We start from the raw sequence: 12216 nt of genomic DNA on the forward strand, positions 1-12216 counted from the left end.
AGATGCCGAACCGCTAACCGCAGGAATCCGTTATGCGCTTTACGATAATAACGACTAAACCGGGCCAACAGCCGCCTCAGACTCATTGTGATTTCTTCCCGCCCGGCGGCACCATTGGTCGCGGCGTGGATAACAATCTGGTGCTGCCAGATGATGACCGGACGCTCTCCCGCCTGCAGGCGATTGTGCACATCACCGCGAACGGCGAATGTCGCCTGACCAACCGTGGCAATGTGACACGTGTGCTGCTCAACGATATTCCGCTGGAGCGCGGTCGGCAGGTTGAACTGCAGGATGGAGACATTCTCGGCATTGATGATTATCAACTGCTGGTCAGCGACCTCAACAGTGATCATCAGCCGCAGATGGAAAGGGCCGTTCCTCGTCCTGAACCCGTGCAGCCCGCTGCACCTGTTCGCGAACCGGCAGCTGAAAAAGCCAGCACCACCGCTGCCATTCCCAGCGAAATCTGGGACAGCCTGGCGAAAGAGTTTTCGATTTCAGACGATCTCTCTAAACGCAAAGCGGTGCCGGAGATGCCGGATGCCCATCCGCTGACCACGCCTGCTGCGTCTGACCGGAATCCGGAAGATCCGCTGGCGCAACTGATCAACGATGCGCCGCTGGATTATGGTCAGCAGCCTAAAAGCAGCAGCCTGTTTGATGACGGCGATGCGCTCTTCGCACAGCAGAGCATTTTTGACGATCGGACGCCGAGCACGCTGTCGGCTCAGCAGCATAACGCGCCAAAGCAGGCTGAAGCGCCCGCCGCTGAACTGGATCCGCTTAGTCTGTTTGACGGCGAGAGCCAGACTGATGTGCGCAACCATGACGATCCATTAGGACTGATGATGGGCAATGCGGTGCCGCTGGCACAGCCGGAGCTGCCGACAGCGAAACCGTCCACGTCGCCGGTATCGCCTCAGCAAGAGGCAAAGCCTGAGCCGGTTACTGCACACGAACCCGAGCAGGTCTCCGTCAGCCTGAACGAAATGGAAAACTCACCGCTGTTCAGCGGTATCGACTTACCGGTTGATGACCAGCCTCAAAGCCAGGTGCACAGCGAAGCCCCACGCCAGGCGGATGAAGCGGAGTCCAGCCAGCCTGACGCGGTGAATCCGCAGAACGACTACGGCGGGATCACGCTGCCCACGCCGCAGGCAGTGCAGCGCACGCCATCGCCGACGCCCAAAGGGCGCCTGCGCATCGATCCGGTTGCTTCCGGTCATCATCATGCCGCTGCAGTTCCTCCCTCAACACCAAGCCAGAGCAGCGGCGACGCCCTCAAGGGCGAACTGCTGGATGCGCTGCTGGAAGGCATGGGCCTGCGTGACCTGCAGCCGACGCCACAGTTTGATCGCGAACAGATGCTGCAGTTTGGTCAGATGCTCAGCATGTTCTCACAGGGCACGGTGGCACTGCTGTCGTCGCGTTCGATCCTCAAGCGCGGCGTCAAAGCCGACATGACGGTGATCCTTGATGATGCCAACAACCCCTTCAAGCTGCTTCCGTCGGGTAAAACCGTATTAATGCAGATGTTCGGCAGCCGGATGCCGGGCTTTATGCCGCCGCGTCAGGCGGTGCGTGATGCGCTGATCGATCTGCAGGCGCACCAGCTGGGCATGATCGCCGGTATCCGCGCCATTATCGCCTCAATGCTGCAATCCTTTAACCCGGAGCAGCTGGAAGAAGAGGCGCGTCAGGCAGGTTCAGTGTCACGTATTGGTCTGCCGGGCAGCCGCAAAGCAGCACTGTGGGAGCATTTTGTTGAGCGCTACGGCGAGACAGCGGGCGAGATCGAAGACGACTTTCATACCCTGTTTGGCGAAGCGTTTCTGCACGCCTATGACCTGGAAGTCAATCAGTACAAAGACTCACAAACCCACACGGATGACGCATGAATATCACTATTGCCTCGACGTCCAATCAGGGCGATCGCGCCAGTAATCAGGATCAGATCGGTGATGTCATCGGTACGCGTTCAGCCTGCTTTGTCGTCTGCGACGGTGTAGCCGGGTTTCCCGGCGGTGACAGGGCGGCCGCCATCGCCCGCAGCAGCCTGCTGCAGGCCTTTGATGGCGATGCGCACCTCAATGCGCAGTCGATTCGCAACTACGTTAATCACGCGAACCACGCCATCCGGCAGCAGCAGAAAGCCAGCAGCGAACACAGCCGGATGGGGACCACGCTGGTCAGCCTGTTCATTGACCGCGACTACCATCTTGCCTGCTGGGCCCATGCAGGCGATAGCCGCCTCTATCTGTTTCGTCGCGGCTATCTCTATCTTGTCACCACCGACCACAGCCTGGTGCAGCAGATGAAAGATGCCGGACATCGCACCGAAGGCATCAACAGCAACCTGCTCTATTTTGCGCTGGGGATGGGTGATGAGCAGCGTGACGCCAGTTACAGCGACGTGGTCGAAATCGAAGATGGCGATGCCTTTTTACTCTGCACCGATGGTTTCTGGCATGGCGTTTCGCTGGAGCAGATGCAGCAGTCACTGCACATGGTGAACACACCGGAAGAGTGGCTGACGCTGATGCAGCAAATCATCAAAAACGATCAGTCGGATCAGGGGCAGCAGGATAATTTCAGCGCGCTGGCCGTCTGGATTGGATCGCCCCAGGACACCACCTTGCTGCACTCGCTCTCTGAAGCGGCGCAGTTCTTCCCTCTGCGAGATTGAGAACGCCAACATGAAATATGGATTACTGGGTCTGGCTGCGCTGGTGCTCAGCACGCAGGCTTATGCTGAAAACTATCGCATCGTACAGTCCCCGGCACAGAAACTGGATGTCTGGATTGATGACGTCAAAAACAATCAGCTGTCGAGCTGGTGTAACAGCACCATTAACCTGCGCATCGTGACGATGGGTGAGAAAAACCCGACTGTTTTAAAAGAGTTCTTGCCACGGGTAGCCGGATTGATGGCCACGCAGTGTAAACCGCTGCAGCAACTGCACTGGCAGCTGACCGATCCAGAGGGCAGTGAGATCGCCACCGGCAGTGCCGCCCGTGCGCAGCAGTGGAAAACCGTGGTGACGCCAGCGGCACCGCAGCAGCAACAGCAACAGCCAACCACGGCGGCCGTGCCTGTTGACGCTCTGCGCAATGCCGCCCAGGCGGATACCTCGCCGTGGCTGCAATTCAGTCTGCTGGATGGCTGCCATTTCCGCACCTGGTGGCAGCATCCGGCGCAGGGTAGCGCGCTGTTTGTTCCCGCAAAACAGGGGCTGGTCTGCGGTTCTGACGGCTGGCTCAGCGGGCAAAGCCGCCTGACTCAGCAAGGTAACGGTGCATCTGCGGCAATCGGCGTGACCTTCCTGCAGGGTTTCCCGGTGACGGGCCTGAGCAATCAGTCATCCACGGCCGAACTCCACATCACCACGGTCAATAGCGAGCGTATGGTGCTGAGCAACGAAAAATCCCCTGACAGCTGGCTGGTTCTTCCGTTCAGTAACCGTTTTAACGGCTGGCAGGCGGTGCGTCAGGTGGTGGTGCAGATGCCCGCCAGCGAAGCGGCTGATGAGAGTGCGGTTCAGGCGCGTCTGCAGGAAGTTCGCAAAGTCTGGTCACCGTGGGTCAGTGGGGATGGCACGCTCAGCGTACAGCTGGTGGAAAAACTCCATCCTGAACTGAAAAATCCCGCCGCTGCGGTCTATCGCACCCTTAACTGACGCAAAAGGAGTTTGCATGGAATCCTTACAACACCGTCTGGCTAACGCCACGCTCGGCGAAACACTGGCTGACGTCACCCGCCAGATTCAGGCGAATCCGGCAAATGCCGATCTGCGGGCTGCCTTTGTGCAATTGCTTTGCCTGTCAGGTAACTGGTCGCGCGCGCAGACGCAGCTGCAATCCTGGCTGGCGTTAAGTCCGCAGGCGCAACCAACCGTCAATCTGTTGCAGCAGGCGATCGCCGGTGAGCTGCAGCGTGACGCGGTACTGCGCGGTGAGGCCGACCCGGTTCTGCCGGGTAGCGCCTGGCACTGGTGCGACACACTGCTGGCCGCCTTACAGGCCGACACCGCGGGCGATGTCGCGCGCGGCACTGCACTTCGGGCTGAGGCACTCGACCTCGCTGACGCCAATCCCGGCACCGCCACCCAACAGGATCAGCCAACCGCATTCAGCTGGCTGATGGATGGCGACAGCCGTTTCGGTCCGGTGTGTGAAGTGATCAATCAGGGGCGTTACTACTGGATCCCGTTTGCCGCCATTCGTGAGATGCAGTTCCAGGCGCCTGCCAGCGTCACCGATCTGGTGTGGCGTCACACACGCGTGCAGCTGGTGGATGGCAGCGAGCAGGTGTGTCAGATTCCGGCGCGCTATCCGCTGCTGGCGGGTGCAGACGAGCGTTTTCTGCGTGCCAGCGTCACCGAATGGCAGACACTTGGCGATGATACGGATCAGTTCATTGGCCAGGGACAAAAAATGTGGCTCAGCGACAGCGCGGAATTCTCGCTGCTGAGCCTGCAGCAGGTCACGTTCGACAATACAGAGTCTGCCGATGAGTCATGATTCAGGCGCGCACAATGATGGCTATGCCCAGCTGCACGGCGGCTTTCGCGCGCGCAAAAAGCGCGATGCGTTGACCGCCCGCGACAAGCTGCAATCCTCATTGCTGGATCGCCTGACCGACAACGCGCCGGACAAGCAGCAGGAGGCGGAGAACAGCATGCTGATCAGCCACAGCACGCTGCGTCGCCACGTCCTGCGCGATCTGCAGTGGCTGTTCAACACCATTAATAACGAAGCGCAGCAGGATCTCAGTGGTTTCGATCAGGTGCAGCGCTCGGTCTGGAATTTCGGCGTTGCGCCGCTGGCCGGGCAGAACGTCTCCGATATTGAATGGCAGGATATGCAGCGCAAAATGACCAACGCCATTCTGCACTTCGAGCCGCGTATTCTGCCGCAGGGGCTGCAGGTGCGCTGCGTCAGCGATCTCGGCTCGCTCAGCCTGCACAACGTGCTGTCGATTGAGATCAAAGGGCGGCTCTGGTGTGTGCCTTATCCACTGGCGTTTCTGTTCCGCACTCAGGTTGATCTGGAGAGCGGCCATTTCGAACTTCAGGATGCAGGATAACCATGGACAGCAATCTGCTCGACTACTACAACCGTGAACTGGCCTACCTGCGCGAGATGGGGGCAGAGTTTGCGACGCGCTACCCTAAAGTGGCGGGACGTCTTGGCATGCATGGCATTGACGTGGCGGACCCCTATGTGGAACGGCTGATGGAAGGGTTTGCCTTCCTGACGTCGCGCGTGCAGCTGAAGATGGATGCGGAGTTTCCGCGCTTCTCACAGCGTCTGCTGGAGATGATTGCGCCATCTTACCTCTCGCCAACGCCCTCCATGGCGATTGCGCAGCTGACGCCGGACAGCCGCAAAGGTGATATCACTCAGGGTTTCCGGGTGCCGCGCGGCACCATGATGGAGAGCCAGAACCTGAAAAAAACCGGGGTGACCTGCAGCTACTCCACCGCACACGATGTGGTGCTGCATCCGCTGCGCATCACTGAAGCCAGCCTCGGCGGCGTGCCAGGTGATCTGCCTTCTGGCGAGCTGAAACTCACGGGCCTGGGCGCGGCAAGTGCGCTGCGCATCCGTATCACCTGTGAAGGGATCTCCTCGCTGAGTCAGCTCAACGTCGAGGACCTGATGCTGTTCCTCAGCGGCCCGGATATTCAGGCGCTGAAGCTGCTTGAGCTGCTGATGCAGCATCGGGTAGGTATCGTGCTGCAGTCGGTAGAGAAACGGCCACAGCGTCAGGTGCTGACAGATGACGCCCTGCAGCAGGAGGGTTTTGCGCCAGAGCAGGCGCTGCTGCCCGACGACCTGCGCAACTTCGACGGCTATCGTCTGTTGCAGGAATATTTCGCTTTTCCGGCACGCTTTCAGTTTATCAGCCTGAGTCAGCTCGGCCCGTTTTTGCGCCGCTGCGACAACGCCACGGCGTTCGACATCATCATCCTGCTCGACAAAGCGGACAGCGCGCTGGAAAGCGTGGTCGATCACAGCCATCTGGCGCTGCACTGCACGCCGGTCATTAACCTCTTCCCGAAAACCGCCGAGCGTCTGAAGGTCAGCGACAGTCAGCATGAATATCATCTGGTAGTGGATAACATCCGGCCACTGGATTATGAGGTGCATTCGGTGCAGCGGCTGTTTGCCACCGTAGAGGGCAAGCGGGAAGAGCAGGTATTCCGCCCGTTCTGGAGCACCTTCAGCGGCGATCAGGGTGACTATGGCGCCTACTTCTCGCTGCGCCGCGAACAGCGCACCCTGTCAGAGCAGGCACAACGTTATGGCACGCGCACCGGCTACATCGGTTCAGAAGTGTTTCTGTCGCTGGTGGATGAGCATCATGCGCCGTGGCGCGACGACGTGCGCTATCTCTCTGCCGAGGTGATGTGTACCAGCCGCGATCTGCCGCTGATGCTGCAGCAGGATCAGGGCAATTTCGTGATGCCGGATTCCATTCCGGTGTCGGAGCTGAAGCTGTGCAAAGGACCGACGCCACCACGTCCGGCGCTGGCAGAAGGCCTTTCAGCGTGGCGGCTGATCAGCCATCTGCAGATGAACTATCTCAGTCTGATGGACAGCAGCGACGGGGAAGGTGCGGCGGCGCTGCGCCAGTTGCTGAGTCTCTACGCTAATCTCGCGGAAGCGCCGGTTGCCCGCCAGATTGACGGCATTCGTCACTGTACGCTCAGCGCGGTAAACCGCCGTGTGCCTGAGCCAGGGCCGGTGGTGTTTGCGCGCGGTGTCAGCATCACGCTGGAAGTGGATGAGCAGGCGTTTTCGGGTGCCAGCCCATGGCTGTTTGGCAGCGTACTGGAGCGGGTTTGTGGCCGGCTGGTGGCACTTAACAGCTTCACAGAGTTCACCCTGAACAGCCAGCAGCGCGGGGAAGTGGGCTACTGGCCGCCGCGCATGGGCAGGAAAGCGCTGATATGAGTGGCGAAAAAGTCATTACGCTGCCGCGTCTGACCCGACTGCCGGATGATTTCTGGCAGAAAGTCATGGCCGCGCCGTGGCGCTACGATCTGTTTCAGCTGCTGCGAAGGCTGGACGCGCAGGGCGGTCAGCGTTATCCGCTGGGCCGTGCGCCGCTGCCGAAGTTCGAATCGGTACGCATCGGTCAGACGCCGTCACTGGCGTTTGCACCGGCCACCGTCGCCAGTGCCACCCCGCGTGAGGGTTCGGAGCGTCATGAGCTGTCGATCTACAGCTTTGGCCTGTTTGGCCCCAACGGCCCGCTGCCAACCCATCTGACCGAATATGTGCATGAACGCATCGTGCATCATCAGGATCACAGCCTGTCGGCGTTTGCTGACCTGTTTCACCACCGCGCCACGCTGCTGTTCTATCGTGCCTGGGCGGATGCGCAGCCGACCGTGTCGCTGGATCGTCCCGACGACAGTCGCTTCCTGAACTATCTCGCCTGTCTGGCCGGCATCGGTTTACCGGCCCAGCAGCAGGCCAGCTCGCTGAGTCTCCATGCCCGGCTGATGCTGGTAGGCCATCTCAGCCGTCACGGTCATGATGCCGAAGGGCTGGTGCGCATCCTGCGCCACTACTTTGGCGTACCGGTCCGGCTGACGCAGAACCTGCCGCACTGGCTGACGCTGGACAGCCGCGATCAGGCCCGACTGGGCGCGGGACGTCACATGCCCCGGCTGGGCGCCTCCGCGTTTCTCGGTGTGGCGGTACGTGATGTGCAGCACCGTTTTCGCCTGCACCTGGGCCCGCTCAACGCCGCGCAGTATGCCCATTTTCTGCCGGATGCGCCCGGCGCGCAGGAAGTGCGCGACTGGGTGCGTCACTACCTTGGCATCGAAATGCAGTGGGATCTCAGTCTGATCCTGGCCGCTGACGAGGTGCAGGGTGTGGCGCTGGGCGGCACTGCCCGACTCGGCTATACCAGCTGGCTGGGGCAGATGCCGCAGCCGCACGATCGTGAAGATTTCATGTTTGAGGTTGAGGCTGCTTCACGCTAGCCCAGCCGCTTTCCCTGTTACACAGCCTGCGTCTTTCATTGAAGAGAGCCCCCTATGTCAGAAATCAGCCGTGCCGTGCTATTCGGCAAACTGGATACGCTGTTATTTACCTCGCTGGAAAGCGCCACCGCCTTTTGCAAACTGCGCGGCAATCCCTATGTCGAACTGGTGCACTGGCTGCATCAACTGATGCAGCAGCAGGATGGCGACTTACAGCAGGTCATCACACATTTTTCACTGGATGAAAAGGCCCTGACTCAGGACATCGTTGCCGCGCTGGATCGCCTGCCTCGCGGTGCCAGTGCGGTCTCCGACCTCTCTGAGCATATCGACAGCGCCGTTGAGCGGGCGTGGGTTTACGCCTCGCTGAAATATGGCGCGACCCGCATTCGCGGCGGTCATCTGCTGATTGGTATGCTGAAAACCTTCAACCTGGCCAGCGTACTGAAAGGCATCTCCGGCCAGTTCAGCCGGGTTAATGCCGATGCGCTGCTGGCGGATTTCGACACGCTACTCAGTAACAGCAAAGAAGCGCAGCAGGCGATGAGCGCACCGGCGGACGCGGCGGGCGCACCGCCTGCGGCCGGTGGCACGACGCTGGAACAATATGGACAGGACCTGACTGCGCGCGCCCGTGAAGGCCGCATCGATCCGGTGACCGGACGTGACGATGAGATCCGCCAGATGGTCGATATCCTGATGCGTCGTCGTCAGAACAACCCGTTGCTGACCGGTGAAGCGGGCGTCGGCAAAACCGCGGTGGTCGAAGGCCTCGCGCTGCGTATTGCCGCGGGGGATGTGCCTGCGCCGCTGCGCGATGTGCAGCTCTGGCTGCTGGATATCGGCCTGCTGCAGGCGGGTGCCGGGATGAAAGGGGAGTTCGAAGCGCGACTGCAGGCGCTGATCAATGAGGTGCAGTCCAGCCCGACGCCGATCGTGCTGTTTGTCGATGAGATCCACACTCTGGTTGGCGCGGGTGGTCAGCAGGGCACCGGCGATGCCGCCAACCTGCTGAAACCGGCGCTGGCGCGTGGCCAGCTTCGCACCATCGGCGCGACCACCTGGGCCGAATACAAAAAGTACATCGAGAAAGATCCGGCGCTGACCCGCCGCTTCCAGACCGTGCAGGTGCAGGAGCCGGATGAAGCCAAAGCGATTCTGATGCTGCGCAGCACCGTCAGCGCGCTGGAGAAACACCATCGGGTGCTGTTGCTGGATGATGCAGTCACTGCGGCAGTGAAACTATCCCATCGCTACATTCCGGCGCGTCAGCTGCCCGATAAAGCGGTGGCGCTGCTGGATACTGCCTGCGCGCGCGTGGCGGTCAGTCAGGGCGCACAGCCTGCGGCGCTGGAAGATTGTCTGCATCGTCTGGCCGCGCTGGAGATTGAAGCGGAGATCATTGAACGTGAAATCCGCGTCGGCCTTGGCGATGTGACCCGCCAGCAGGCGATTGCCGCAGAGCGCACCGCCCTGGAAACTGAACGTGATGCACTGCAACAGCGCTGGCTGCAGGAGCGTGAACTGGTTGAGACGCTGATTGCGCTGCGCGCCCGCTGTGTAACCGAAGAGGATCCGGCGCTGCGTGAACAGCGCGATGCAACGCAGCAGCAACTCACGGCGCTGCAGGGCGACTCGCCGCTGCTGTTTGCCGCCGTGGATGCAGGCGTGGTGGCTGCCGTGGTCTCGGACTGGACCGGTATTCCACTGGGCCGGATGGTGAAGAATGAGATCGACGCCGTCCTGAATCTGGCTGACACCCTGAACCAGCGCGTCATCGGCCAGCGTCACGGTCTGGATCTGATCGCCAAACGGGTTCGCACTACGCGCGCCCGCCTGGATAACCCCAACAAGCCCGCAGGCGTCTTTATGCTGTGCGGCCCGTCCGGTGTCGGTAAAACCGAGACCGCGCTGGCGCTGGCCGAGTCGCTGTATGGCGGCGAGCAGAACATTATCACCATCAACATGAGTGAGTTTCAGGAGGCGCACACCGTCTCGACGCTGAAAGGTGCTCCGCCGGGCTACGTCGGCTACGGCGAAGGCGGCGTGCTGACCGAAGCCGTTCGCCGTCGTCCCTACAGCGTGGTGCTGCTGGATGAGATTGAGAAAGCCCATCCGGATGTGCATGAGCTGTTCTTCCAGGTGTTTGATAAGGGCTGGATGGAGGATGGCGAAGGTCGCCACATTGATTTCCGTAACACCATCATCATTCTGACCTCGAATGTCGGCACGCAGCTAATCAGCGCAATGTGTGCCGATCCTGAACTGATGCCCGATCCCGATGCCCTGAGCACCGCGCTGCGTAAACCGCTGCTGGAGGTGTTCCCGCCTGCGCTGCTGGGCCGTCTGCTGGTGGTGCCGTATTACCCGCTCAGCGATGAAATGCTGGCGGAGATTGTGCGGCTGCAGCTGGCGCGCATTGTGCGTCGTCTGGCGGACAACCATGGGATTGAGGCGCAGATTGACGAGTCGGTGGTGAGCCAGATCGTCCAGCGCTGTACCGAGGTGGAGTCGGGCGGTCGCATGGTGGATGCCATCCTCACTAACACGCTGTTGCCGCAGATGAGCCAGATATTGCTGAGTGCGCACGCCCGCGATGAACGCTATCGCCGCGTCGAAGTGCGTTGTGAGCAGGGCGAATTTGTCTGCCAGTTCGCTGTTTAAAGCTTAGTTATCAGAGAGTTTTCGAATATGTCGGAACATGATCAACCCCTGAATGTCCCCAACGCGCTGCCGCTGGGTTACCGCTTTAATGAGTTTGAAATCAAAGAGGTTATCGGCGGTGGTGGCTTTGGTATCGTCTATCGCGCCTGGGATCACCAGCTGGAGCGTGATATCGCCATCAAAGAGTTTATGCCCGCGTCACTGGCGGTGCGCAGCGATGACCTTAATCTGGTGCTGCGCAGCGAACGTTTCAGCAAAACTTTTCACGCCGGACTGAACAGCTTTATTCAGGAGGCACGTCTGCTGGCGCGCTTTAACCATCCGAACCTGCTGCACGTGCTGCGTTTCTGGGTGCAGAACGACACCGCTTATATGGGCACGGTGTTCTACAGCGGCACCACGCTCTCGAACTTCAGCGAACGGAATCCGCAGTCGGTGAATGAGGCCTGGATTCGTCGCATGCTGCCGCCGCTGCTGGGCGCGATTAAAACCATCCATGAAGCGGGTTACCTGCATCGTGATATCTCGCTGGATAACATCCAGATTCAGAGCAGCGGCGAGCCGATCCTGCTGGACTTCGGGTCGGCGCGCAAAACCATCGGCAACCTGTCGGATGAGAGCGAGACCATGCTGCGTCCTGGCTATGCGCCGATTGAGCAATACAGCGACAACGACGAGAGCGAGCAGGGCGCGTGGACCGATATCTACGCGCTGGGCGCGGTGCTGCATACGCTGATTACCGGTGCACCGCCACCGGTCAGCGTGGTGCGGAGCATCGAAGATAATTATCAGCCGCTGGTGCAGCGTCGTCTGGCAGGATTTTCCACGGCGCTGCTCAGTGCGGTGGATCGCGCACTGGCGCTGAAGCCGGAAGATCGCCCGCAGAGCATTGATGATTTTGCTGTGCTGATGGCGCTGCCGGAACGCGAGTCAGAACCGCTGCTCAGCGCAAAAATGAGCGGGCCAGGTACGATGCTGGTGCCGATCGCAGAAGAAGAGGAGGAGGTCAAACCCGCCTCGCCGCTTAAAACGCTGCTGGGACACCGGTTTGCTCTGCCAGGCCTGGTGGCTGCGGGTGTGCTGGTTGGCCTGTGCGCCGGTCTGCTGATGTCACGCGGTAATGAGTCATCGCCGGCTGAGGTCGCGCAAAACAGCGCGCCTGCCGTCACCGTCGCACCGGTCAACCAGCCGGTGGCTGCGCCACCGACCCAGTCTGAGACTCCGCCGGACACCGTTGCCAGCGCACCGGCGCAGACCTCTGAGCCGGTGCAGACCGCCGCACGTGAACCCGATCCACAACCCGCACCGCCACCCGCGCCTGTCGCCCAGGTTTATATCCGGTTGCAGCAGGGGGAACGCGTTCAGGTAAACGGTCAGCCGCAGGCGCTGGTGCCGGCGGTGAATGGCTTCGCGACGCTGCAGCTTGCACCGGGCAACTATACCTTTGCCATTAGCGGCCAGAGTGGCACCCGCCAGCAGACGCTGAACATCAGCGAAGAAGGCGTCTGGTTGCTCGATCCACACAGTTAATAGTCAGGGATTACTT

The 12216-nt window shown here is 60.6% G+C and carries 9 protein-coding genes; all 9 read left to right on the forward strand.

The window, feature by feature from the left end:
• The first annotated feature begins 32 nt into the window (after window positions 1–32).
• The 9 genes from tagH to LQK91_RS10530 are packed head-to-tail and all read left to right on the forward strand — an operon-like array spanning window position 33 to window position 12200.
• The gene (gene tagH, locus LQK91_RS10490) at window positions 33–1901 is read left to right on the forward strand and encodes a type VI secretion system-associated FHA domain protein TagH (protein WP_105099291.1); all 1869 of its coding nucleotides are present in this window, start codon (window positions 33–35) and stop codon (window positions 1899–1901) included.
• Window positions 1898–2689 (forward strand): PP2C family protein-serine/threonine phosphatase, encoded by a 792-nt coding sequence (locus tag LQK91_RS10495; RefSeq protein ID WP_003853291.1) that lies wholly within the window; start codon window positions 1898–1900, stop codon window positions 2687–2689. The genes tagH and LQK91_RS10495 overlap by 4 nt, the downstream gene beginning before the upstream one ends.
• A 10-nt stretch (window positions 2690–2699) precedes the next feature.
• On the forward strand, window positions 2700–3680 hold the full coding sequence (locus LQK91_RS10500) for a hypothetical protein (protein WP_003853289.1): 981 nt from the start codon (window positions 2700–2702) through the stop codon (window positions 3678–3680).
• Between the two features lie 16 nt (window positions 3681–3696).
• Window positions 3697–4524, forward strand: a complete 828-nt coding sequence (locus tag LQK91_RS10505) for a type VI secretion system accessory protein TagJ (RefSeq protein ID WP_105099290.1) — start codon at window positions 3697–3699, stop codon at window positions 4522–4524.
• Complete coding sequence (tssE, locus tag LQK91_RS10510) at window positions 4514–5089, forward strand: type VI secretion system baseplate subunit TssE (protein WP_003853285.1); 576 nt, start codon at window positions 4514–4516, stop codon at window positions 5087–5089. Before LQK91_RS10505 ends, tssE begins: the two co-directional genes overlap by 11 nt.
• A 2-nt stretch (window positions 5090–5091) precedes the next feature.
• Window positions 5092–6963, forward strand: a complete 1872-nt coding sequence (tssF, locus tag LQK91_RS10515) for a type VI secretion system baseplate subunit TssF (protein WP_003853283.1) — start codon at window positions 5092–5094, stop codon at window positions 6961–6963.
• Window positions 6960–8006 carry a type VI secretion system baseplate subunit TssG gene (gene tssG / locus LQK91_RS10520; RefSeq protein ID WP_003853282.1) on the forward strand — a complete coding sequence of 349 codons (1047 nt, stop codon included), beginning with the start codon at window positions 6960–6962 and terminating at the stop codon, window positions 8004–8006. The genes tssF and tssG overlap by 4 nt, the downstream gene beginning before the upstream one ends.
• Window positions 8007–8060: 54 nt before the next feature.
• Window positions 8061–10670 (forward strand): type VI secretion system ATPase TssH, encoded by a 2610-nt coding sequence (gene tssH, locus LQK91_RS10525; RefSeq protein ID WP_078804311.1) that lies wholly within the window; start codon window positions 8061–8063, stop codon window positions 10668–10670.
• A 27-nt stretch (window positions 10671–10697) separates the two neighbouring features.
• Entirely contained in the window at window positions 10698–12200 is a 1503-nt protein-coding gene (locus tag LQK91_RS10530) for a serine/threonine protein kinase (RefSeq protein ID WP_105099289.1), read from the forward strand.
• Window positions 12201–12216 lie beyond the last annotated feature (16 nt).

The sequence above is a fragment of the Pantoea sp. MHSD4 genome, from assembly GCF_021043305.1.
GTDB classification, from domain to species: domain Bacteria; phylum Pseudomonadota; class Gammaproteobacteria; order Enterobacterales; family Enterobacteriaceae; genus Pantoea; species Pantoea eucalypti.

Bases quoted from the DNA above. Each gene is read 5' to 3' on its own strand.
- tssF (WP_003853283.1), top strand. From the start codon at position 5,092: ATGGACAGCAATCTGCTCGACTACTACAACCGTGAACTGGCCTACCTG.
- tssE (WP_003853285.1), top strand. From the start codon at position 4,514: ATGAGTCATGATTCAGGCGCGCACAATGATGGCTATGCCCAGCTGCAC.
- tssG (WP_003853282.1), top strand. From the start codon at position 6,960: ATGAGTGGCGAAAAAGTCATTACGCTGCCGCGTCTGACCCGACTGCCG.
- LQK91_RS10530 (WP_105099289.1), top strand. From the start codon at position 10,698: ATGTCGGAACATGATCAACCCCTGAATGTCCCCAACGCGCTGCCGCTG.
- LQK91_RS10495 (WP_003853291.1), top strand. From the start codon at position 1,898: ATGAATATCACTATTGCCTCGACGTCCAATCAGGGCGATCGCGCCAGT.
- LQK91_RS10500 (WP_003853289.1), top strand. From the start codon at position 2,700: ATGAAATATGGATTACTGGGTCTGGCTGCGCTGGTGCTCAGCACGCAG.
- tagH (WP_105099291.1), top strand. From the start codon at position 33: ATGCGCTTTACGATAATAACGACTAAACCGGGCCAACAGCCGCCTCAG.
- LQK91_RS10505 (WP_105099290.1), top strand. From the start codon at position 3,697: ATGGAATCCTTACAACACCGTCTGGCTAACGCCACGCTCGGCGAAACA.
- tssH (WP_078804311.1), top strand. From the start codon at position 8,061: ATGTCAGAAATCAGCCGTGCCGTGCTATTCGGCAAACTGGATACGCTG.